At 71.2% G+C, this 21,108-nt stretch carries 19 protein-coding genes; 13 read left to right on the top strand and 6 right to left on the bottom strand.

Features of this window, described 5'->3' with window-relative positions; genetic code table 11:
• Positions 1 to 6 precede the first annotated feature (6 nt).
• Complete coding sequence (locus tag ACLJQE_RS30360; protein ID WP_410642923.1) at positions 7 to 1,260, bottom strand: MFS transporter; 1,254 nt, start codon at positions 1,258 to 1,260, stop codon at positions 7 to 9.
• A 64-nt stretch (positions 1,261 to 1,324) separates the two neighbouring features.
• Between ACLJQE_RS30360 and ACLJQE_RS30355 the strand changes: the two genes are divergently transcribed.
• From ACLJQE_RS30355 to ACLJQE_RS30345, 3 genes are read left to right on the top strand one after another with little or no spacing between them, the layout of a single operon-like run.
• Positions 1,325 to 1,828 carry an ArsR/SmtB family transcription factor gene (locus ACLJQE_RS30355; protein WP_410642921.1) on the top strand — a complete coding sequence of 168 codons (504 nt, stop codon included), beginning with the start codon at positions 1,325 to 1,327 and terminating at the stop codon, positions 1,826 to 1,828.
• 42 nt (positions 1,829 to 1,870) lie between these two features.
• Entirely contained in the window at positions 1,871 to 3,319 is a 1,449-nt protein-coding gene (gene hflX, locus ACLJQE_RS30350; protein WP_410642919.1) for a GTPase HflX, read from the top strand.
• A gap of 53 nt (positions 3,320 to 3,372) precedes the next feature.
• Positions 3,373 to 4,377, top strand: coding sequence for a hypothetical protein (locus tag ACLJQE_RS30345; protein ID WP_410642917.1), 1,005 nt, complete (start codon positions 3,373 to 3,375; stop codon positions 4,375 to 4,377).
• Positions 4,378 to 4,655: 278 nt separating this feature from the next.
• Here the strand turns inward: ACLJQE_RS30345 and lexA are convergent, their stop codons facing one another.
• The gene (gene lexA, locus ACLJQE_RS30340) at positions 4,656 to 5,315 is read right to left on the bottom strand and encodes a transcriptional repressor LexA (RefSeq protein ID WP_410642915.1); all 660 of its coding nucleotides are present in this window, start codon (positions 5,313 to 5,315) and stop codon (positions 4,656 to 4,658) included.
• Between the two features lie 359 nt (positions 5,316 to 5,674).
• Here lexA and ACLJQE_RS30335 point away from each other — a divergent pair, with 359 nt between their 5' ends.
• The 4 genes from ACLJQE_RS30335 to ACLJQE_RS30320 all read left to right on the top strand — a co-directional run bounded on the left by ACLJQE_RS30335 (position 5,675) and on the right by ACLJQE_RS30320 (position 11,749).
• Positions 5,675 to 6,148: a LysM peptidoglycan-binding domain-containing protein gene (locus ACLJQE_RS30335; protein ID WP_410642913.1), complete on the top strand. Its 474-nt coding sequence runs from the start codon at positions 5,675 to 5,677 to the stop codon at positions 6,146 to 6,148.
• Between the two features lie 279 nt (positions 6,149 to 6,427).
• Positions 6,428 to 6,922: a transcriptional regulator NrdR gene (gene nrdR, locus ACLJQE_RS30330; protein WP_410642911.1), complete on the top strand. Its 495-nt coding sequence runs from the start codon at positions 6,428 to 6,430 to the stop codon at positions 6,920 to 6,922.
• A 30-nt stretch (positions 6,923 to 6,952) separates the two neighbouring features.
• A complete protein-coding gene (locus ACLJQE_RS30325; RefSeq protein WP_410642909.1) occupies positions 6,953 to 10,957 on the top strand; it encodes a vitamin B12-dependent ribonucleotide reductase in 4,005 nt (1,334 codons plus the stop codon).
• A 108-nt stretch (positions 10,958 to 11,065) separates the two neighbouring features.
• Positions 11,066 to 11,749 (top strand): ferritin-like domain-containing protein, encoded by a 684-nt coding sequence (locus tag ACLJQE_RS30320; protein WP_410642907.1) that lies wholly within the window; start codon positions 11,066 to 11,068, stop codon positions 11,747 to 11,749.
• On the opposite strand, the gene ACLJQE_RS30315 is transcribed toward ACLJQE_RS30320, so the two are convergent.
• A complete protein-coding gene (locus ACLJQE_RS30315) occupies positions 11,711 to 12,286 on the bottom strand; it encodes a TetR/AcrR family transcriptional regulator (protein ID WP_410642906.1) in 576 nt (191 codons plus the stop codon). The two genes, ACLJQE_RS30320 and ACLJQE_RS30315, sit on opposite strands and share 39 nt — an antisense overlap.
• A 77-nt stretch (positions 12,287 to 12,363) precedes the next feature.
• On the opposite strand from ACLJQE_RS30315, the gene ACLJQE_RS30310 reads away from it, so the two are divergent.
• Together ACLJQE_RS30310 and ACLJQE_RS30305 are read left to right on the top strand one after the other, a co-directional pair.
• Entirely contained in the window at positions 12,364 to 12,975 is a 612-nt protein-coding gene (locus ACLJQE_RS30310; protein WP_410642905.1) for an FMN-dependent NADH-azoreductase, read from the top strand.
• Positions 12,975 to 13,289: a DMT family transporter gene (locus ACLJQE_RS30305; protein ID WP_410642904.1), complete on the top strand. Its 315-nt coding sequence runs from the start codon at positions 12,975 to 12,977 to the stop codon at positions 13,287 to 13,289. Before ACLJQE_RS30310 ends, ACLJQE_RS30305 begins: the two co-directional genes overlap by 1 nt.
• Here the strand turns inward: ACLJQE_RS30305 and ACLJQE_RS30300 are convergent.
• Positions 13,279 to 15,291: a prolyl oligopeptidase family serine peptidase gene (locus ACLJQE_RS30300; RefSeq protein WP_410642903.1), complete on the bottom strand. Its 2,013-nt coding sequence runs from the start codon at positions 15,289 to 15,291 to the stop codon at positions 13,279 to 13,281. The two genes, ACLJQE_RS30305 and ACLJQE_RS30300, sit on opposite strands and share 11 nt — an antisense overlap.
• A gap of 112 nt (positions 15,292 to 15,403) precedes the next feature.
• Here ACLJQE_RS30300 and ACLJQE_RS30295 point away from each other — a divergent pair, with 112 nt between their 5' ends.
• Complete coding sequence (locus tag ACLJQE_RS30295) at positions 15,404 to 16,381, top strand: neutral zinc metallopeptidase (RefSeq protein ID WP_410642902.1); 978 nt, start codon at positions 15,404 to 15,406, stop codon at positions 16,379 to 16,381.
• On the opposite strand, the gene ACLJQE_RS30290 is transcribed toward ACLJQE_RS30295, so the two are convergent.
• Positions 16,374 to 16,946, bottom strand: a complete 573-nt coding sequence (locus tag ACLJQE_RS30290; protein ID WP_410642901.1) for a TIGR03086 family metal-binding protein — start codon at positions 16,944 to 16,946, stop codon at positions 16,374 to 16,376. The two genes, ACLJQE_RS30295 and ACLJQE_RS30290, sit on opposite strands and share 8 nt — an antisense overlap.
• A gap of 83 nt (positions 16,947 to 17,029) precedes the next feature.
• Between ACLJQE_RS30290 and ACLJQE_RS30285 the strand changes: the two genes are divergently transcribed.
• The 3 genes from ACLJQE_RS30285 (at position 17,030) to ACLJQE_RS30275 (ending at position 19,418) form a co-directional block, all read left to right on the top strand.
• Entirely contained in the window at positions 17,030 to 18,442 is a 1,413-nt protein-coding gene (locus ACLJQE_RS30285; protein ID WP_410642900.1) for a PLP-dependent aminotransferase family protein, read from the top strand.
• Entirely contained in the window at positions 18,439 to 18,885 is a 447-nt protein-coding gene (locus tag ACLJQE_RS30280; RefSeq protein WP_410642899.1) for a hypothetical protein, read from the top strand. The genes ACLJQE_RS30285 and ACLJQE_RS30280 overlap by 4 nt, the downstream gene beginning before the upstream one ends.
• Before the next feature lie 101 nt (positions 18,886 to 18,986).
• The gene (locus ACLJQE_RS30275; protein ID WP_410642898.1) at positions 18,987 to 19,418 is read left to right on the top strand and encodes a CBS domain-containing protein; all 432 of its coding nucleotides are present in this window, start codon (positions 18,987 to 18,989) and stop codon (positions 19,416 to 19,418) included.
• 99 nt (positions 19,419 to 19,517) lie between these two features.
• Here ACLJQE_RS30275 and ACLJQE_RS30270 read toward each other — a convergent pair whose 3' ends face one another.
• Positions 19,518 to 21,074 carry a DUF4139 domain-containing protein gene (locus ACLJQE_RS30270; RefSeq protein ID WP_410642897.1) on the bottom strand — a complete coding sequence of 519 codons (1,557 nt, stop codon included), beginning with the start codon at positions 21,072 to 21,074 and terminating at the stop codon, positions 19,518 to 19,520.
• Positions 21,075 to 21,108: the final 34 nt, after the last annotated feature.

Raw genomic sequence — 21,108 nt, 5'->3', positions numbered from 1 at the left:
GCAACTCTAGGCGGCGCTGGAACCGCTTTTCGCTTCGGTCGGCAGGTCGCGCAGGTGCCGCAAGGGCGAGCACACGACCCACAGGACCGCCGCGGCCTCGCCGGCGACGGCGACCCACATCGCGCCGCGCAGCCCGAGTCCTTCACCGAGCGCGCCACCGAGCAGACCGCCGAGCGGGATGGTGCCCCAGACGACGAACCGCACGCTCGCGTTCATCCGGCCGAGCAGCCGGTCCGGGCAGATCGCCTGCCGGTAGGAAACCTGCGCGATGTTGTAGACGATGATCCCGAACCCGCTGACGACGAGCCCGAACCCGGAGAGCCCGAGCCGCCAGTCCGGCGCGGCGAGCGGGATCAGCAGGTAGCCGGGCGCGGTGACCAGCGGGACCAGCCAGATCGCGCGGGACTGGCCGACCCGCCGGCTGACCGCGCCCGAGCAGATCGCGCCGAGGATGCCGCCGGCGCCGCCGACCGCCATGAGCGCGCCCACCGCGGCGGGCGGCAGCCCGACGGTCCGCGTCAGGAACAGCACGTTCACGGCGATGAACGCGCCGTTGAAGAAGTTCGCCGTCGCCGTCGTGCCCACGATCGCCCGCAGCGGCTTGTCGGAGAAGACGAACCGCAGTCCCTCGGCGATCTGCGGGAGCAGCCGGGCGTGGCCGTTGCGCTCCGGCGCCGGCTCCCGCGTGCGGATGCGCAGCAGGCACAGCGCCGACATGAGGAAGCCGAGGCTGGTGACCAGCACGGCGCTGGCCGCGTTCACCAGCTGGACCAGCACACCGGCCGCGCCCGGCCCCGCGATCTGCGCGGTCGACTGGACGGCCTGCAGCTTGGCGTTGCCCTCGAGGAGGTGCTCCCGGCCGACGAGCGAGGGCAGGTACGACTGGTAGGCGATGTCGAAGAACACCGTCGCGATGCCGACGAACAGCACCACGACCAGCAGCTGGGCGAGGGTCAGCACCCCCGCCCACCAGCTGACCGGCACGCTCAGCAGCAGGGCGAACCGGGTGAAGTCGGCGGTGAGCATGACCCGGCGGCGGCGCATCCGGTCGACCCAGACCCCGGCGGGCAGCCCGATCAGCAGGAAGGCGAGCGTCTCGGCCGCGGTCAGCAACCCCATTTCGAACGGTGTCGCGGCCAGCGTCACGGCCGCGAGCAGCGGGACGGCGGTGTTGCCGACGAACACGCCGAACTGGCTGGCCGTGTCGCCGGCCCAGAGCCGCCTGAAGTCGGCGTGGCGGAAGAGTGACCCCCGGTGCATGGGTCCCGAGTCTGGCGCGAGTGATTGGAAAGTGTCAATCACTGCGGCCTCTAGGCTGTGTGCCGTGCCTTCCGAGAAACGACGTCGCGCGACCGAAGCCGAGGCCGCCGCGCTGGCCTCCGGAATACGGCTGCGCATCATCCGGTTGACCTTCTCGGAGGCGCTGACGAACAAGGAGCTGGCGCAGCGGCTGGGCCGGGATCCCGCGACCACCCTGCACCACGTGCGCAAACTCGTCGACACCGGCTTCCTCGCCGCGCAGCCGCCGCGCCGCGGGGCCCGGGGCGCCCGGGAAATTCCGTATCTTTCGACAGGACTTTCGTGGACACTCGACTCATGCGGTGACAAGGGCGTGGAACAGGCGGTTCTCGAGGCGTATCTGGCCGAGATCGCCGAAACCGGTTTCGAGGGCGTGTACCAGTCGCGCCTGGTCGTCCAGGTGGCCCCCGAGGAGCGGGCGGAGCTGGAAACGCGGCTCAACGCCCTGCTCGAGGAGTTCCGTGCGCGCCCCCGCCGTCCCGGCGCCGAGCGCACCGCGGTCTACCTCGCCACCTATCCCAGCACGTAAAAGTTCGGTTCCCGCGGCGAATCGTGGGAACATGGAGGCACGATGACAGAACTGACACACACCGAAGACCACGACGACGACCTGTACGACGGCGATCCGTCGACAGGCGAAATGGAGCTCGAGGACCGGGCGTCGCTGCGCCGGGTCAGGGGACTGTCCACGGAGCTGGACGACGTCACCGAGGTCGAGTACCGGCAACTGCGGCTCGAGCGCGTCGTGCTGGTCGGCGTGTGGACCGAGGGCACGGCCCTGCAGTCCGAGGCGTCGCTGGCCGAGCTGGCGCGCCTGGCCGAGACGGCGGGCTCGGAGGTCCTCGAAGGCCTCATCCAGCGGCGGACCAAGCCGGACCCGGCCACGTACATCGGTTCGGGCAAGGTGCGGGAGCTGCGGGACATCGTCGGCTCCACCGGCGCCGACACCGTGATCTGCGACGGCGAGCTTTCGCCGGGCCAGCTGCGGCAGCTCGAGGAGAAGGTCAAGGTCAAGGTCATCGACCGGACCGCCCTGATCCTCGACATCTTCGCCCAGCACGCCCGGTCGAAGGAGGGCAAGGCGCAGGTCGAGCTGGCCCAGCTGCAGTACCTGATCCCGCGGCTGCGGGGGTGGGGTGCGTCGCTGTCCCGGCAGGCCGGTGGCCGCGCCGGTGGCGCGAACGGCGGCGTGGGCCTGCGCGGTCCCGGTGAGACCAAGCTCGAGACCGACCGGCGGCGGATCAACAAGCGCGTGGCGAAGCTGCGCCGGGAGATCGCGGCCATGGACACCATCCGCGAGACCAAGCGCGGGCGGCGGCTGGCCAACGAGGTGCCCAGCGTGGCGATCGTCGGCTACACCAACGCCGGCAAGTCGAGCCTGCTCAACGCGCTGACCGGCGCCGGGGTGCTGGTGGAGGACGCGCTGTTCGCCACCCTCGACCCGACCACGCGGCGCGCGCAGACGCCGGACGGCCGCGGCTACACGCTGACCGACACCGTCGGGTTCGTGCGGCACCTGCCGCACCAGCTGGTGGACGCGTTCCGCTCGACGCTGGAGGAGGCCGCCGACGCGGACCTGCTCGTGCACGTGGTGGACGGGTCCGACCCGGCACCCGAAGAGCAGGTCAGCGCGGTGCGCGAGGTGCTCGGCGAGATCACGCGCAAGCGCAAGGAGCCGCTCCCGCCGGAGCTGCTGGTGATCAACAAGACCGACGCGTCCGACGAGGTCAGCCTGGCCCGGCTGCGGCACGCGCTGGCGGGGTCGGTCCAGGTCTCGGCCCGGACCGGGGCGGGCATCCCGGAGCTCGTCGAGGTGATCGCCGACCGCCTGCCGCGGCCGGAGGTCACGGTCGAGGTCCTCGTGCCCTACTCGCGCGGCGAGCTGGTCGCGCGGGCCCACGCGGACGGCGAGGTTCTCGAAGAGGAGCACGCCGAGGACGGCACGCGCCTGCTGGTGCGGGTCCGCCCGGACTTCGCGGCGGCTTTGCGCGAGTACGAGACCAACTCGACCCGGGCCTGACACGTCTCCGTAGTGTGCGACTCGAAGGAGTCGCACACTACGGAGGTGGCTGGGTGCGCTGGGTTGTCGCGTTGGTCTTTTTGGCCGTGTTCGGCGGGTCGGTGCCCGCTTCGGCGGCCGAAACGCCGCAGCCGGTGTGCACGATGAAGGACTCCCGGATCGGCGAGCTGTCCGGCCTGGTCTCCGACGGCAAGCAGCTGTACGCGATCAACGACGGCGGCAGCAAGGTCCAGGTGTTCGTGCTGGGCCGGGACTGCAAGGTCCAGAAGGTCCTCGCGGACAAGACCGACCCGTTCGACGTCGAGGACCTGGCCCGGACGGCCGACGGGCGGCTGTGGCTGTCCGACACCGGCGACAACCAGAAGGGCCGGCTGACGGTCGCCCTCCTGGAGGTGAACCCGCAGGGCAAGGTGACGCTGCACCGGCTCACGTACCCGGACGGCCAGCACGACACCGAGGCGCTGATCATGGACAAGGCGGGCACGCCCTACCTGATCACCAAGGACGTCCTCGGCGAGGCCCGTGTGTACCGGCCGTCGGGGCCGCTGACGAGCCCGGGACCGACCACCCTCGAGAAGGTCGGCACGGTGAAGATCGCGACGACGGACACCCAGGGCGGCCCGGTCGGTTCGATCGGCTCGGTCCTGGTGACGGGCGGCGCGGCAATGGCGGACGGCAGCGCGGTCGCCTTGCGGACGTACACGGACGCGTATGTGTACCCGGCTCCGGACGGCGACGTGCTGGCGGCGCTGCAACGCAACCCGGTGCGGATCCCGCTGCCGGGGGAGAAGCAGGGCGAGGCGATCGCGTTCGATCCGGACGGGACGTTGCTCTCGGGCAGCGAAGGCGTGGGCCAGCCGATCCGCGCGGTGAAGGGCGCGGCGGCCATGGCCGCTTCGGCCGCGCCCTCGCCGGACGGAACACCGGCCTCGAGCGCCGGCGGCGGTGCATCGCCGGACGGCGGGGGAGTACCGGTCCTGCCGGCGGCGGGTATCGCGGTGGCCGTGGCGGGCCTGGGCTGGTTCGGCTTCACCAGGCTGCGCCGCCGCCGAGGCTGAGCGGCGCCGGCCCCACCGGACCGTGAGGCTTGGCGCGCCGACCGACCTGAACCACGGCGATGGGTCCCTCCGCACGGTGCGGGGCGCGGCGGCAACGGCCGCGCGGTCCAGCGCACCGGCGGAGGGAACGAACGCCATCCGGTGCGGCAGGAGCGGGGCCGGGCTTCCCGTCCTGCCTGCCGCCGGAATCACGATCGCGGTGGCCTTCGGCTCCCCACGGCCGAAGATCATCCGATCCGGTGAATCTCCGGGCCGTGCGAAAGCCCGGAAGCGACCTCTCAAAGGCGCCTTAGCACCGCAACCACCTTGCCGAGCACCGTGGCGTCGTCGCCGGGGATCGGCTCGTACGCCTCGTTGTGCGGCATCAGCCAGATGTGGCCGCCCTTGCGCTTGAACGTCTTGACCGTGGCCTCGCCGTCGATCATCGCCGCGACGATCTCGCCGTTGTCCGCCTCGGGCTGCTGGCGGACGACGACCCAGTCGCCGTCGGTGATGGCCGCGTCGATCATCGAGTCGCCGGTGACCTTCAGCAGGAACAGCTCGCCCTCGCCGACGATCTCCCGCGGCAGCGGGAAGACGTCCTCGATGGACTGCTCGGCCAGCACCGGGCCACCGGCGGCGATCCGGCCGACCAGCGGCACGTACGCCGCCTTCGGCATGACCGGCTGCTGGTCCATCTCGATGCCCATGGGGTTGTCGTCGGTCGCCGAAAGCACGCCGACCGCGCGCGGCCGGTTCGCGTCTCGGCGCAGGTAGCCCTTGCGCTGCAGTGCCCGCAGCTGGTGCGAGACCGACGACGTCGAGGTCAGGCCCACCGCTTCCCCGATCTCGCGCACGCTCGGCGGGTAGCCGAACCGGCTCACCCACGAGCGGATCACGTCGAGGACCTGCTGCTGGCGGACGGTGAGGGTCTCGTCCACGTCGTACACCTCGGGCATGGCGTGCACCTTGCCCGAGCCACCGGGGGACCCACTGGTCCTGCCCGCCTTGTTCTCCTTCGCCACTGCGTCGCCTCCCAGACGTTCGCTGCAAGTATCTGCGCGCCGGCCGCCGCCCGCCGGGTGCGGGCAGGCTCGCCGGCGGCATCTGCCCGGCAGATGCCCTGGTCACCGACGTTAGCCCCCGGGCACGACGATTTCAAACATCTGTTCGATCGACACGCCGTGTCCGCTCGATTTTGTCGGTGGCAGGTGGTAGACCTTCGCACGGGCGTTCGATAGAACGCTTGTTCGACCTTGATCCACGGGCCGCTCCCGGTCCGGGAACGGGCGGACACCAGGGTTTCGAGGAGGTTCGGATGTCCATTCTGGCCGAACGCGGACACGCCCGCCCGGCGGCCCCTGTCCCGGCGCCGCTCCGTCCCGTGCGCCTCCTGCGGGGGCGCCGCGGCGAAGTGCACCGCCCGCCGACCCGTGCCCGGGTCGTCGCGGGCCGCCGCCCGGCCGGCGCGCCCTGCGCGGCGCCGCGGCCGGTGCCGGTGCGCTGGCCGTGGCTGGCGGGGCTCGCGATCGGGTGCTGCCTCGTGGTCACCGGTTTGGGTCTTTTTTCCGGCGGTTCCGCGTCCGCTCCGGTGCCGGAGCGGACGGCGACGGTGTCGGTCGGCCAGGGTGACACGCTCACTTCGCTGGCGGCCCGATTCGCGCCGGGGAGCGAACCTGGCGCGGTTGTCGCCCGGATCAGGGAGCTCAACCGCTTGGACGAGGCCGTTCTGGTGCCCGGGCTGCCGCTCACGGTCCCGGTCGCCGACCCCGCCGTGGCCGCCGCGCCCTGAGCGCTCCGGGCTGTCCGGGCGGGGCTTTCCCGCCTTCTCGCGCAGTGCTGTGCCGGCTTGCGCACGCCTCCGCCGAGTTCTACGCTCGCCCGCTATATGTAGTAGTTACACCGCTGTAGTTGGTCCACAGGTTGGGGTAGACTGGGCAGCAGTTGTCCACAGCTGGTCGGCTTTTACCCACCGGATGTCCACAAAACGATCACCAGGTGCGCCGGATGCGTGGTGGCCGCGGGGACGTCGACCGCGGGCGGCCGGCGCGGAGGGGAAGGTGATCGGCGGATGAGGTGCCCGTTCTGCCGGCATGCGGACTCTCGGGTCGTCGACTCCCGAGAGGTGGATGAAGGCCAGGCGATCCGCAGGCGGCGCTCGTGCGCGTCGTGCGGACGGCGGTTCACGACGTCGGAGACGATGGTGCTCGCCGTCGTCAAGCGGTCCGGGGTCACCGAACAGTTCAGCCGGGACAAGGTGGTGAGCGGCGTCCGCCGCGCCTGCCAGGGCAGGCCGGTCGACGACGACGCGCTGCAGCAGCTCGCGCAGCGCGTGGAGGAGTCGATCCGCTCCGCCGGTCTGGCGGAGATCCCGAGTCACGAGGTCGGCCTGGCCATCCTGGGCCCGCTGCGTGAGCTCGACGGGGTCGCCTACCTCCGGTTCGCCAGTGTCTACCGCTCCTTCTCATCGGTCGAGGACTTCGAGAAGGAGATCGCCGACCTCCGTGAGGCCATGGCGGGTTCTGCTGCCCACGAGGAGAGCGATCAGCGCGCAGACGGCGACTGAGCCGTCCCGCTGCGGGAGAGGGTTCAACCGATGACGGAAACCGTGGGAACGGGGGCCCGCGCGGCCGCCGGCAAGAGGGGCAAGGCCGCCGGTGGGCTGAGCGTGCAGCGCGTCTTCACGACCGAGGGGCAGCACCCGTACGACCAGGTGACCTGGGAGCAGCGGGACGTCGTCATGACCAACTGGCGTGACGGCTCGGTCAACTTCGAGCAGCGCGGCGTCGAGTTCCCCGACTTCTGGTCGGTCAACGCCACCAACATCGTCACCAGCAAGTACTTCCGCGGCGCGGTCGGCAGCCCGCAGCGTGAGCGCAGCCTGAAGCAGCTCATCGACCGGGTCGTGAAGACCTACGTCAAGGCCGCGGCCGACCACGGCTACTTCGCCACGCCGCAGGACCTCGAGATCTTCGAGCACGAGCTCACCTGGATGCTGCTGCACCAGGTCTTCAGCTTCAACTCCCCGGTCTGGTTCAACGTCGGCACGCCGTCGAAGCAGCAGGTCAGTGCCTGTTTCATCCTCGCGGTGGACGATACGATGGAGTCGATCCTCAACTGGTACCGCGAAGAGGGCCTGATCTTCAAGGGCGGCTCCGGCGCCGGGCTGAACCTCTCCCGCATCCGTTCGTCGAAGGAGCTGCTCACCTCCGGCGGCACCGCCTCCGGCCCGGTCTCGTTCATGCGGGGCGCCGACGCCTCCGCGGGCACCATCAAGTCCGGCGGCGCCACCCGGCGCGCGGCGAAGATGGTCGTGCTCGACGTCGACCACCCCGACATCGAGGAGTTCATCCAGACGAAGGCGCGCGAAGAGGAGAAGATCAAGGTCCTCCGCGACGCCGGGTTCGACATGGACCTCTCCGGCGCGGACATCTCCTCGGTGCAGTACCAGAACGCGAACAACTCGGTCCGCGTGTCCGACGAGTTCATGCAGGCGGTCGAGAACGGCACCGGCTTCGGCCTGCGGGCCCGGCTCACCGGCGAGGTCATCGACCGCACCGACGCGAAGAAGCTCTTCCGCACGATGGCCCAGGCCGCGTGGGAGTGCGCCGACCCCGGCATCCAGTACGACGGCACGATCAACGACTGGCACACCTGCCCGGAGTCGGGCCGGATCACCGCGTCGAACCCGTGTTTCCCGGCGGACCAGCGCGTCGTCACCGACGCCGGCCTGGTTCGTATCGGAGACCTCGTGTCGCGCGCCGCGCAGGGTGAGACCTTCGCCGTCTACACCAACGACGTGACGCACAAGGACACCCCGGCGTCGCGGATCGTCGCCACGCGGCCCACGCGCTACATGGTCACCGGGACCAACGAGATCGTCGAACTCCGGTTCAGCGACGGCTCCCGGCTCCGCTGCACGCCCAACCACCGCGTCTGGACCGAAAATCAGGGCTGGGTCCACGCCGACAAGCTCGGCGAAGCCGACAAGGTGGTGCGCTCGATCGAGCACGCGGCGCGGCCGTACGCGTCAGCGGCCCTTCCGCCGCTGGCGATCCAAGCCGCGACGCGGGCGCGCGGCAAGGAACTGCGTGCCGTGCCGGAGAAGTGGACCACCGAACTCGCGCACTACGTCGGCTGGCTCGTCGGCGACGGCTGCCTGACCGACGCGGGTGCCGTCACCGTGTACGGATCCGAATGGGAGCGCGAGAACGTCCTTCCCCGGCACCGTGAGCTGATCGCCGCGATCACCGGGTTTGCGAGCAAGGCCAGCCTGCAGGCCAACGGTACCGCCCAGCTCCGGGCGATGCGGGGACGGTTCGCCCTGCTCATGCGCGGCCTTGGCGTCTCCAGGGGACGCTCCGCCGCGAAGGTTGTTCCGGACGCGATCTATCAGGCGCCCGAGGACATCGTGACCGCGTTCCTGCGCGGCCTGTTCGATGCGGATGGCTGCGTAGTAGACCAGGCGGTCAAGGGCACCCGGTACATCGGGCTGGGCAGCCGGTCCGAGGAACTGCTCATCGGCGTGCAGGAACTGCTGGCCAGCTTGGGCATCCGCGGCCGGATCTACAACTCGGAGAAGAAGGCCGAATCCTTCCGGTACACCACAAAGGACGGCGAGGAACGGACCTACGGCAGCGGGGGTCCCGCGTTCGACCTCCGCATCACCGGACGCCACATCGCCTCCTTCGCCGAGCTGGTCGGGTTCGACCACGCCGCCAAGTCGGCCAAGCTCGCCGACGTGCTGGCGAACCACGGGTTCTACGACGTGGACGAGACCGTGCGCCTGGTTTCGCGGGTCCCCCAAGGGTTCGAGACGACGTTCAACCTGACCGAGCCGCGGAACCACTCGTACATCGTCGGCGGCACGGTCGTCGCGAACTGCAGCGAGTACATGCACCTCGACAACTCCAGCTGCAACCTCGCGTCGCTGAACCTGCTGAAGTTCGTCACGCGGGAGGGCACGTTCGACGCGCCGCTGTTCGCGCGCGCCGTCGAGTTCGTCATCACCGCGATGGACGTCTCCATCTGCTTCGCCGACTTCCCGACCGAGCCGATCGCCGAAACCACGCGGAAGTTCCGCCAGCTCGGCATCGGTTACGCCAACCTCGGCGCGCTGCTGATGGCGCTCGGGCACGCGTACGACTCCGAGGGCGGCCGTGCGCTCGCGGCGGCGATCACGTCGCTGATGACGGGGGTGTCGTACCGGCGCTCGGCGGAGATGGCCCAGGTCGTCGGCGCGTACGAGGGCTACGTGCGCAACGCCGAGGCCCACCAGCGCGTGATGCGCAAGCACGCGGCGGCGAACGAGCTCGTCCGCACCTACCACTCCAACGACGCCGCGGTCCGCGCGCTGGCGACCCAGGAGTGGCAGCGGGGCATCGACATCGGCGCCAAGCACGGCTGGCGCAACGCGCAGGCGTCGGTGCTCGCCCCCACCGGCACCATCGGCTTCATGATGGACTGCGACACCACCGGGATCGAGCCGGACTTCTCGCTGGTGAAGTTCAAGAAGCTCGTCGGCGGTGGCTCGATGCAGATCGTCAACCAGACGGTGCCGCGGGCGCTGGAAGCGCTCGGCTACCCGGCCGAGCAGGTCGAGGCGATCGTCGAGTTCGTGGCGCAGAACGGCCACGTCGTCGACGCGCCGGGGCTGCGTCCCGAGCACTACGAGGTGTTCGACTGCGCGGTCGGCGAGCGCTCGATCGCGCCGATGGGGCACGTCCGGATGATGGCCGCGGTGCAGCCGTTCCTCTCCGGCGCGATCTCCAAGACGGTCAACATGCCCGAGTCGGCGACGGTCGAAGAGGTCGAGGAGATCTACTTCCAGGGCTGGAAGCTCGGCCTGAAGGCCCTCGCGATCTACCGCGACAACTGCAAGGTCGGCCAGCCGCTTTCGACGGCCAAGAAGGAGACGGCGGCCGCCGAGCCCGAGAAGGTCGTGGAGTACCGGCCGGTGCGCAAGCGCCTGCCGAAGAAGCGCCCGAGCCAGACGGTGTCGTTCACCGTCGGCGGCGCGGAGGGTTACCTGACGGCGGGCTCGTACCCGGACGACGGCCTCGGCGAGATCTTCGTCAAGCTCGGCAAGCAGGGTTCGACGCTGGCCGGCGTGATGGACGCGTTCTCGATGTCGATCTCGGTCGGTCTCCAGCACGGCATCCCGCTCGAGTTCTACGTCTCGAAGTTCTCCAACCTGCGCTTCGAGCCGGCGGGCATGACGGACGACCCGGACATCCGCATCGCGACGAGCGTGATGGACTACCTGTTCCGCCGCCTGGCCCTGGATTACCTGCCGTACGAGAAGCGCTCGCAGCTGGGCATCCTCTCGGCGGACGAGCGCTCGGCCGAGGTCGAGGCGACGTACGGCAACCCCGGCGTCGACCTGGAGGCCCTGCAGTCCACAGTGGACTCCTCCCCGGAGCCGCACGCGGACGAGCCGGAGCACCCCCACCGCGAAGCCCGGACGACGACGGAGCTGATGGAGCTCCACCTCGGCAAGGCGGCGGACGCCCCGCTCTGCATGACGTGCGGAACGAAGATGCGCCCGGCGGGCTCGTGCTACGCCTGCGAAGGCTGCGGCGCCACGTCCGGCTGCAGCTGACGATTTCCCCGGCTGAACCGGGCGGGCGACCGCCCGGTTCAGCCGGTTTCACCGAATCTCCACGAAAGCCACGCACCGGATCCACACCCGCGCGGCATCATCGGAGCGATGACTTACGCACACTGGCTCCAGGACTTCGAAACCGAGGCCGAACGCCGCAGGCAGCGCGCAGATCCGCCGTGGGACCGGGGCGCGAAACTCCACCCTGACGTAGCGAAGAGCATCCAGCGCTTCCAGGTCGGCGAAGCCGGCGACGGCGCCAACCTCATCGCGAAATCCGCCGGGGACGGCACCTACCTCGCCGCCGTGAAGCTCTTCGTCGCCGAGGAGCAGAACCATGCCCGGCTGCTCGCCGGGCTCCTTGGCGCCGCCGGGGTGCCCACCATCGGAAGACACTGGTCGGACACCGTGTTCGTCAGGCTGCGGCGGGCGCTCGGGCTGCGGCTGGAACTCATGGTGCTGCTCATCGCCGAAGTCGTCGCGCTGCGCTACTACCGCGCCCTCCGGGACGGCGACCGTGACCCGCTGGTCTCCCAGGTCGCGGCCCGGATCCTCGCCGACGAGGAGCGGCACGTGCCGTTCCACTGCCACCGGCTCCGCGTCGGGTTCGCCGGGCTGCCCGGGGTCGTGCGCGCGGTGGTGTTCGGAGGGTGGCGGATGCTGCTGCTCGGCGTGGCGATCACCGTCGCCGCCGACCACGGTCCGGCCCTGCGGCGGCTGGGGGTCGGGCGGCGGGTGTTCGTCGCGGACGTTCTAGCCGCCTTCGACGTCGCCCTCGCGAGGCTCCAGTAGCCCGGCCAGCCGTCGAAGCGTCGTCGTGATCCGCTCCGCCGGTACACCTCGCGCCGTCTGGTGCAGGAACAGTTCCGGGGCCAGCGGCGCCAGCAGCACGTCGGCCAGGACGTCGGGGTCCGGCGCGTTCGCTGCCTCCGCCAGGACCCGGACGTGCGTGCGCCAGAACCCGTACGCGCCCGTCGTGAAGCGGGAATGGCCGACCTCGGTGCCCAGCACCAGGGGCGCGTGCCGCTCCAGCAGCTCCACCATCGCCGCGTAGAACGCCGCCAGCCGCTCGGCCGGCGGGGCGCCCGGGCCCAGCGGTGGGTTGCCGCGCAGCAGCTGCTCCTGCAGGCGGCGTTCGTGCTCGTCCAGCAACGCCATGGCGATCGCCGCGCGGTCCGGGTAACGGCGGTAGAGCGTTCCGCGGCCGACGCCGGCCGTGCGCGCGATGTCCTCCATCGTCACCTCCGCCGCGCCGCGGGCGGTGAACAGCTCCTCCGCCGCCGCCAGGATCTTGGCGCGGTTGCGGGCCGCGTCGGCGCGTTCGGGCATGGCCGCCAGCCTAGGGAATATCCGGACACGACGTCCAGTTGAGTCAGGCGGACACCGTGTCCACTTGAGGAGGAATCGTGCCCCACCTGCTGCACCTCGACTCCAGCGCCCGCCGCTCGTCGTTCTCCCGCGAGCTGTCCGCCCGGTACGCCGCCGCCTGGGCGGGCACCCGGACCTACCGCGACCTCGCCGCCGACCCGGTCCCGGTGATCGGCGAAGCGTGGACCGAAATCTGCGACGCCCTGCTCACGGCGGGGATCACCGACCCCGCGCACTACGCCGATGTCGTCGAGACGCCGGCGCGGAAACGGGCCTGGGCGGTCGTCGAGCCGCTCCTCGCCGAGCTGCTCGAAGCCGACGTCGTGCTGATCGGTGCGCCGATGTACAACTTCTCGATCCCGGCCGCCCTGAAGGCCTGGATCGACCAGGTGACGTTCCCGAAGATGTCCCTGCGCGGCAAAAAGTTCGTCATCGCCGGCGCCAGGGGCGGTACGTACGCCGAAGGGACACCGCGGGCGCCGTTCGACCACCACGAGCGCTACCTGCGGGACTTCATCGCCGGGCACTACGACGTCCACGACGTCCGGTTCGTGCACGCCGAGCTGACCAACGCACTGGTCGACCCGCACCTGGCCGCGCGCGACGGCGAGCGGGTGGCTTCGCGCGAAGCAGCGCTCAAGGCGCTCTGATGGGCTGGGTGACGCTCGTGTTCGCCGGGCTCGTCGAAATCGCCTGGTCGCAGAGCATCAAGCCGACGGAGAACTTCACGCGGCCGTGGCCGACGCTGCTGTGCTTCGTGCTCGGCGCCGCCGCGGTGTACCTGCTGTCGCGCGCGATGGACACCGTCCCGGTGGGCACCGCCTACGCGGTGTTCACCGGGATCGGTGCCATCGGCGCGATCGTGCTCGGCGTCGTCGTGACCAAGGACCCGCTGAGCGCCGGCCGGGTGGCGGCGCTGGCCCTGATCGTCGGCGGCGTCGTGCTCGCGCGGGTCACTTCGTGAGCTGCTCCCACAGGAACTCGAAGACCAGCGCCCACTTGAACGCCAGCTGCTCGTTGTCCGCCGCGGCACCGTGGCCGCCCTCGATGTTCTCGTGATACCGGACGTCGTGCCCCTGCTCACGCATCCGCGCCACCATCTTGCGGGCGTGGGCGGGGTGCACGCGGTCGTCGCGCGTCGACGTCACGAACAGCGACGGCGGATACGAGCGTCCACTGTGGACGTTCTGGTAGGGCGAGTACTTCGCGATGAAGTCCCATTCCGCGGCGTCGTCCGGGTCGCCGTACTCGGCCATCCAGGACGCGCCGGCCAGCAGCAGGTGGTAGCGGCGCATGTCCAGCAGGGGCACCTGGCTGACGATCGCGCCGAACCGCTCCGGGTAGCGCGTCAGCATGACGCCCATCAGCAGGCCGCCGTTGCTCCCACCCTGGATGCCGAGCCGCTCCGGCGTGGTGATGCCGCGTTCCACCAGGTCCGCGGCCACCGCGGCGAAGTCCTCGTACACGCGGTGGCGCTGCGCCTTGATGGCCTGGGTGTGCCAGCCGGGCCCGTACTCGCCGCCGCCGCGGATGTTCGCGACCACGTACGTGCCGCCGCGGGCGAGCCAGCCGCGGCCGATCGTGCCGCTGTAGGACGGCGTCAGCGAGATCTCGAAGCCGCCGTAGCCGGTCAGCAGCGCCGGGCCGCCCTCCGCCCCGGACGGCCGGACCACGAAGTACGGGATCTTCGTGCCGTCCTCCGACGTCGCGAAGTACTGCGCGACGCTCATGCCCGAAGCGTCGAAGAACGCCGGAGCCTGTTTCAGCACTTCGACCTCTTCCCCGACGTGCCCATAGCTCAGCGTCGACGGCTGGAGGAAGCCGCTCGAGTCGATCAGGTATTCGTCGCTGACGTCGGGATCGGTGTCGAAGATGTCCGCGCTGCCGAACTCCGGCCCACCCGCCAGCGGGGCCTCCTGCCAGCCGTCCGGGCCCGGGGTCAGCGTGCGCAGCTCGGTGCGGACGTCACGCAGCGTGCCGAGCAGCAGGTGGTGGCGCGTCCAGGCCCAGTAGCTCAGCGAGGTGTGCTCGTCGGGGGTGAACAGCGTCGTGAAGTCCCGGTCGCCGGCCATGAAGGCGTCGAAGAGGATGGCGATCAGCGAGCCCGCCGGGCGTTCCACGCCGCCGACGGTCCACGCCGTCCGCGGCCGCACCAGCAGCCATTCGCGGTGCACGGACGCGCTCGCGTCGTCCGGGATGTCGATCTTGACCAGCCCGCCGGGTGTCTTCAGGTGCAGTTCCGAGCGGTAAAAATCGATCGCGCGGCTGACGAAGTCCCGCTCGAAGCCTTCGGTCGGGTCGTGGGACGCGCTGATCGAGACGTCGTCGGGCTTGCCCTCGAAGACCAGCGTGGCCGCCTCGAGCGGCGTGCCGCGCCGCCACTCCTTGGCCAGCCGCGGGTACCCGGAGCTGGTCAGCGAACCCGGGCCGAAGTCCGTTCCGACGTAGACGCGGTCTTCGTCGATCCAGCCGATCCGCGTCTTCGCCTCCGGGACGGTGAAGCCGTCCGCCACGAACTCGTGCGCGTCGAGGTCGAACTCGCGGACGACGGTGGCGTCGGCGCCGCCGCGGGACAGCTCGACCAGGCCGCGCCGGTACTCCGGCCGCAGCACGGTGGCGCCCTGCCAGACCCAGTTTTCGCCCTCGGCCTCGGCCAGCGCGTCGACGTCGAGCAGCAGCTCCCACTCGGGCTCGGGCTGCCGGTAGGACTCCAGCGTCGTCCTCCGCCACAGGCCGCGCGGGTGGCTCGCGTCCTGCCAGAAGTTGTAGAGGAACTCGCCGCGGCGGCGCACGTACGGGATCCGGTCGTCGGCGTCGAGCACCTCGCGCAGCTCGTCACGCAATTCGGCGAAGCGCGCGCCGGTGGTCAGCTCGGCCAGCGTCTCGTCGTTGCGGGCGCGCACCCAGCCGAGCGCGTCGTCGCCGGTCACGTCTTCCAGCCACAGGTAAGGGTCCTCGACACTCATGGGTTCAGTCTCGCCTGGTCGACGACCCGACGGCCACCCGGTGGCGTTTTCGTTTCGTGATCCCTGCCTCCCGGGGGGTCCGTATGCTGGTGCCACACAGCAGGGGGAGAACGTGAACGACACCGAGCCGTCATGGCCGGGGACGGACCGGCCGCCGGAGCCCGCGTGGGTCCCGGAGCCGAACCCGTGGGCGCCCAACTGGGCCGCGGCCCCGCCCGTGCCGATCGCGCCGCCGCGCAACCGGCTCTGGGGAGCCGTCACCGGCGTCCTGATCGTCGTGGTGTCCATTTCCCTGATCGCCGCCACCATCCCGCGGCGGGTGGACGGCCGCGCGTTCGCCGCGCAGGGCGTCGATCCCGGCCGGGCGTACGGCGACCCCGGGAAGCCCCCGAAGGCCGTGCCGGAACTGGCGCGCAACCCCCTGCTCGGCGAGGGCATCAGCCCGGGGCCGGCCACGTGCACCCTGCCCGAACTCGGCCGGGCGGCCGAACAGCTCAAGGCCTACTACACCGCGCTCGTCGCCTGCCTGGAGCAGTCGTGGCGCCCGGCGCTGGAGAAGGCCAACGAGCCGACGCTGACCGCCACCGTGTCGGTGACGCTGCCGGAGCACAGCTCGTGCGGCGAGGCGCCGACGGAGAACGAAGCCGTCGCCTACTACTGCGGCGGCGACACGACGATCTACGCCCCGACCGAGTGGATGCTGTCCGACGCCGGGCTCAACAAGGCCCGGCACATCGCGACGATCGCCCACGAGTACGGCCACCACGTGCAGCGCGCGAGCGGCATCCTCTCCGCGGCGGCGAACAAGATGACCTCGCCGGACGAGAACAGCGCGGCCGACAAGGAGGTCGTGCGCCGGATCGAGCTGCAGGCGAACTGCTTCGGCGCGCTGTTCCTGACGGCCGTCGCGGGCTCGGGCTCGATCAGCCGGTCGCTGGCGAACGCCGCGGTCGCCGACTACGGCCGGGCCAACGACAGCGACACCCACGGCTCGCGCGAGCACCAGCTGTCGTGGGCGAAGGCGGGCTACGACGGCAAGGCCACGAAGGCGTGCGACACGTGGAGCGCGCCGGTCGACGCGGTCAGCTGAGGGCCCAGGCGGGGTCGCGGCCGAGGAGGGCGAGGAACCGGTCGAGCTCGCTCGCGTCCGCCGGAACCGCGACGCGGTGGGCGAACGAGCCGGTCTTCTCGCGGCCCTCGTCCGGGATCCGCTCGGCCAGCTTCGTGGCGATGTACACGGCTTCGGCGTCCGGCTCGTAGGGCAGGCCGAGCGTGCGGGCCAGGTCCCAGCCGTGCGCGACCGTGTCGACCAGGTGCATGTGCGCGGCGATCGAGCCGGGGAACGTGCCGAAGTGGTTGATGGTGAGCTGCCGTTCCAGCACGGCGTCGCCGGTGAAGGCGTCGAGGAAGTCGTCGACGGACGCCTGGTAGGCGGCGTAGGGGTCGTCGCCGAGGACGCCGGCGTCCCAGCCGGGTGCCGAGCCTTCGCGGGCCGCCGTCGCGAAGGCGTGGTTCTCGCCGACCTGGTGGCGGAGCAGATCGGCGAGCGTCCAGCCGGCGCACGGGGTGGGGCGGGCGAGGTCGATCGGTGTCACGCCGGCGACGAGCTTGTCGAGGACGAGCAGGGTGCGGCGGTCGAGTTCGCGAAGATCCATGCCCAGCACGTTAAGCGGGGCAGCGGACCACGAACAGTGCCAAATCGAGCGCAACCTTCGTGGGCCAATCTAGACTGGTCCCGGTGGAGATCCACATCGACCTGACCGGGACGCGCGGCCACCGCGACGCGATCTACCGGCAGCTCCGCGCGGCGATCCTGGCCGGCCGGATCCGGCCCGGCGAGGCGTTGCCGCCCACCCGCGAGCTCGCGCAGCGGCTGGCGGTCTCCCGCACGACGGTCAGCGCGGCCTACGACCGGCTCACCGCCGAGGGCTTCCTCGCCGGGCGCGTCGGCGCGGGCACGTTCGTCACGGCTTCGCCGGCTTCCCCCGAGCCGGTGCCGGACGTTCCGGGGGTGCGGCCGCTGCCCGAGTGGGACGCCGTCCCGCGCCCGCCCGCGCCCTTCGCCCCGGCACCGGAGTTCGACTTCCGGCCGGGCGTCCCCGACCTCTCGCTGTTCCCGTTCGACACCTGGCGGCGGCTGGTCACGCAGCGGCTGCGCGCCGGCCAGGCCGACCTGATGACCTACGGCGACCCCCAGGGCCACGCCGAGCTGCGCACCGAAATCGCCCGGCACGCCGGCGTTTCGCGGGACGTCCGCGCGAGCGCGGCGCAGGTCGTCGTCACCGCCGGCGCGCAGCAGACCACCGACCTCGTCGCGCGGGTGCTGCTGCGGGACGGCGACCTCGCCGCCGTCGAAGACCCCGGGTACCCGCCGCCGCGGCTGGTGCTCGGCGCCCGCGGGGTCCGGGTCGCGCCGGTGCCGGTGGACGCGTCCGGGATCGTCGTCGACGCCATCCCGGCGGGGACGCGGCTGGTGTACGTGACGCCGTCGCACCAGTACCCGCTCGGCCTGGCGATGTCGCTCGACCGCCGTCTGGAGCTGCTCGGCTGGGCCGAGCGGAACGACGCGGTGCTCGTCGAGGACGACTACGACACCGAGTTCCGCTACACCGGACGGCCCCTGGAACCCTTGCACAGCTTGGATTCCCGGGGTCGCGTCGTGTACGTCGGCTCGTTTTCGAAGGTGCTTTCGCCCGCGCTGCGGCTGGGTTTCCTCATCGCGCCGCCGTCGCTGGTACCCGCACTGGTCAAGGCCCGCTACCTCACCGACTGGCACGCGCCGAACGTCGAGCAGGCGGCGCTGGCGGCGTTCATGGCCGAAGGCGGCTTCGCCCGGCACGTCCGGCGGATGCGGAAGGTCTACCGCGCCCGGCACGAGATCCTCTCCGCGGTGCTCGCCCGGGACTTCGCGGATTTCCTGACTCCGCTGCCGTCGACGGCGGGCCTGCACCTCAGTGCGGTCGCGTCGGCGGACTGCGGCCCGCTGGTCCGCGCCGCCCGCCGCCGCGGCGTACGGCTGTACTCGCTGGGGGACTTCGGGGTGGGGGAGCGGCGGCACGGGCTCGTCTTCGGTTACGGTGCGGTCACGGCCGAGCGGATCGAGCCCGGGTTGGCCCGGCTTCGGGCACTGGCGGACGAAGGAGTGGCATGACCGACGACGTGATGGTGTCGATCGACGCCGGACTGCGGCAGCACATCGGCGGCGACCGCGCCGGCGCGTACGCGACCTTCACGGCGCTGTGGGAATCGATCGGCGAGGACGGCGACCCGCTGCACCGCGTCGCGCTCGCCCACCACATGGCCGACGTCTGCGACGACCCGGCCGAGGAGCTCGAGTGGGACCTGCGGGCGCTGGCCGCGGCCGATTCGCTGACCGACTCGCGAGCCCAGGAGTACCACTCGTCACTGGCCGTGCGCGGGTTCTACCCGTCACTGCACCTCAACCTGGGCGAGGACTACCGCAAACTGGGCGACCTGCCCGCGGCCCGCGAGCAGCTGGCGCTGGCCCGCGCGCGCCTGGACGCCCTCGGCGAAGACGACTACGCGGCCGGAATCCGGCTGGCACTCGACGGCCTGGCCGAGCGGCTGGGCTGAACGGGACCGATACCACGAAGACGCCCCGTTTGCCGGACTTTCGCGGGGCGCCGAGGGGCCCTAACCTGTGGTGATCCAGCTCACCGACGGGAAGGATCGCCATGCGGATTGCGGATCTGCTGCGCAAGAAGGGGTCGGCAGTCGCGACGGTCACCCCCGACACGACGGTGACCACGCTGCTGGCCGGCCTGGCCGAACACAACGTCGGGGCGATGGTGGTCGTCGCGCCGGACGGTTCCATCGCGGGCATCGTCTCCGAACGCGACGTCGTCCGGCGCTTGACCGACCACGGCCCGGCCCTGCTCGACGGCCCGGTGTCGGAGATCATGACGAAACTGGTGGCGAGCTGCACCCCGGACGACTCGGTGGACCAGCTGTCGGTCCTGATGACCGAACGCCGCATCCGCCACGTGCCGGTGCTGGCCGACGGCCGCCTGGCCGGCATCGTGTCCATCGGGGACGTCGTGAAGAACCGGATGGAACAGCTGGAGCAGAGCCAGGAACAACTGCAGGCCTACATCTCGCAGGGCTGACGTCGAAGCGCCCCAAGGTGGCCTTGGTTGCGTTCAACGCACCGAAGGCCGCCTTGGGTGCGTTCAACGCACCGAAGGCCACCTTGGGGCGCTTGACGGCTACTCCCGCCAGCCCGACAGTTCCACGCCCTTCGCGACATCGACGCGGTAGGACAGCGTCACGTTCTTGGTCTCCCCGGGCGCCAGCGTCAGCTTCCACGTGAACTCGCCCAGCGCCGACGTCTCCACCGGCTCCGGTGACCTCTTCACGTCCCGCACCGTGATCGTGTCGTCGCGGGAGACCGGCGCCTGGTCGAGCACCGTCACGACGGCGGGACGCGGCCCGTGGTTGCCCACCGAAATGCGGTACTCCGCCTCCCGCCGCTTCTGCCCGGACAGCGTGGCCTTCGATGCCGTGCGGCGGACCAGCTCCCGCTCGACCCGGATGCGGTCGTCGACGCCCAAGGCCAGTTCCAGCTCTTCGCCGGGAGCCCACGGCTGGAGCACCGTCGTCCCGACGAACTCCGCGTCGTGGAACACCGAAGCACGTCCGGGCCGCAGGGCCTGCTCCGAAGTGTTCTCCACCGTGGCGCGCAAGTACGCCTCCTCGGCCAGCACCGGCGCCGTCACGTACCCCAAGTCGGCCGTGAGCGAAAGCTGCGCCAACGTGGTCCGATGGCCGGAAGCCCCCGACGGCACCGCGACCGGCCGCGAAGGCCGGTAGGTGACCGCCGTCGTGCCCTGCTCGACCGAGGCGAGCGCGTTGTCCATCGCCGAAGCCGACGACGCCTTGTACTCCCGCCGTATGCCTTCCGGGATCCCGCCGGCCGCTGCGCCGTACGCGGCGGCGGGCGCGGCCGGAACGGGCCGGACGCGGTCCAGGTACCACGGCTGCAGTTCCGGTACCACCACCGACACCGCCGGCCGGGCCGTTGACAGCGCCAGTTCGCACTCCGGCCAGTCCTCGCCCGTGTGCTGGCTGACCAGCCCGTACGACAGCACGGTGACGGCGGTGTCGCGCACCCGGATGTCGTAGCCCGGTTCCCAGCTCGCGCCGGGGACCACATAGGACAGTTCCAGCTCGGCTTCCGCGGCCGGGTCCGAAATCTCCAGCTCCACGATCACCGAGGTGCTGTCCCGGCCGGCCCGGGTGTCGTGGGCTTCGATCCGCCGGTCGAGTGCCGCGAGGTCCTCGCGCAGCCGGGCGATCCGCTCGCTCAGCACCCGGCGTGCCTTCAACGCCGACGCCAGCCGCGAACTCAGCGCGTCGGTGACTTCGGCGACGCGTGAAGGTTCGGCGGTGCCGGCGGCCAGCGCTTTCGCGAAGCTGCCACCGCTGCGCTTCGCAAGCGAAGTCAGCAGATCCACCTTCATCGTTTCGGCCGCTTCGTCGTCCAGGACGCCGTCGAGCGTGGCTTGGCCGGCACGCCGCTGTTCGACGAGCGCCTGCAACGCCGCGTCGGCCGGGGCGGCGTGCCACTCGGTGCGCACGTCGACGCCGGTGATCAGCGCGGGCCCGGTGCCGGTGACGCGCACCGAGCCCGGGTCGAGGGCCGGGGGCAGCCCGGCGAAAGTGAGGCGCGGGCCGCCGTCGAGCGGAGCCTTGCCCCGGCGGGTGATCCGCGCCTGCTGCGGGTAGACGGTCACGGCGGTGATCGGCGCTTCCACGGTCGGCATGCCTCCGACGTTAGTCTCTTGACACCCCCGCGGG

This window comes from Amycolatopsis sp. lyj-346 (genome assembly GCF_046548975.1).
GTDB lineage: Bacteria > Actinomycetota > Actinomycetes > Mycobacteriales > Pseudonocardiaceae > Amycolatopsis.
Note: the sequence above shows the minus strand (reverse complement) of the source record. Positions and strands in the feature narration are given on the sequence as shown.

Bases quoted from the DNA above. Each gene is read 5' to 3' on its own strand.
- ACLJQE_RS30360 (WP_410642923.1), bottom strand. From the start codon at position 1,260: ATGCACCGGGGGTCACTCTTCCGCCACGCCGACTTCAGGCGGCTCTGG.
- hflX (WP_410642919.1), top strand. From the start codon at position 1,871: ATGACAGAACTGACACACACCGAAGACCACGACGACGACCTGTACGAC.
- lexA (WP_410642915.1), bottom strand. From the start codon at position 5,315: ATGCCCGAGGTGTACGACGTGGACGAGACCCTCACCGTCCGCCAGCAG.
- ACLJQE_RS30335 (WP_410642913.1), top strand. From the start codon at position 5,675: ATGTCCATTCTGGCCGAACGCGGACACGCCCGCCCGGCGGCCCCTGTC.
- nrdR (WP_410642911.1), top strand. From the start codon at position 6,428: ATGAGGTGCCCGTTCTGCCGGCATGCGGACTCTCGGGTCGTCGACTCC.
- ACLJQE_RS30325 (WP_410642909.1), top strand. From the start codon at position 6,953: ATGACGGAAACCGTGGGAACGGGGGCCCGCGCGGCCGCCGGCAAGAGG.
- ACLJQE_RS30320 (WP_410642907.1), top strand. From the start codon at position 11,066: ATGACTTACGCACACTGGCTCCAGGACTTCGAAACCGAGGCCGAACGC.
- ACLJQE_RS30315 (WP_410642906.1), bottom strand. From the start codon at position 12,286: ATGCCCGAACGCGCCGACGCGGCCCGCAACCGCGCCAAGATCCTGGCG.
- ACLJQE_RS30305 (WP_410642904.1), top strand. From the start codon at position 12,975: ATGGGCTGGGTGACGCTCGTGTTCGCCGGGCTCGTCGAAATCGCCTGG.
- ACLJQE_RS30300 (WP_410642903.1), bottom strand. From the start codon at position 15,291: ATGAGTGTCGAGGACCCTTACCTGTGGCTGGAAGACGTGACCGGCGAC.
- ACLJQE_RS30290 (WP_410642901.1), bottom strand. From the start codon at position 16,946: ATGGATCTTCGCGAACTCGACCGCCGCACCCTGCTCGTCCTCGACAAG.
- ACLJQE_RS30280 (WP_410642899.1), top strand. From the start codon at position 18,439: ATGACCGACGACGTGATGGTGTCGATCGACGCCGGACTGCGGCAGCAC.
- ACLJQE_RS30275 (WP_410642898.1), top strand. From the start codon at position 18,987: ATGCGGATTGCGGATCTGCTGCGCAAGAAGGGGTCGGCAGTCGCGACG.
- ACLJQE_RS30270 (WP_410642897.1), bottom strand. From the start codon at position 21,074: ATGCCGACCGTGGAAGCGCCGATCACCGCCGTGACCGTCTACCCGCAG.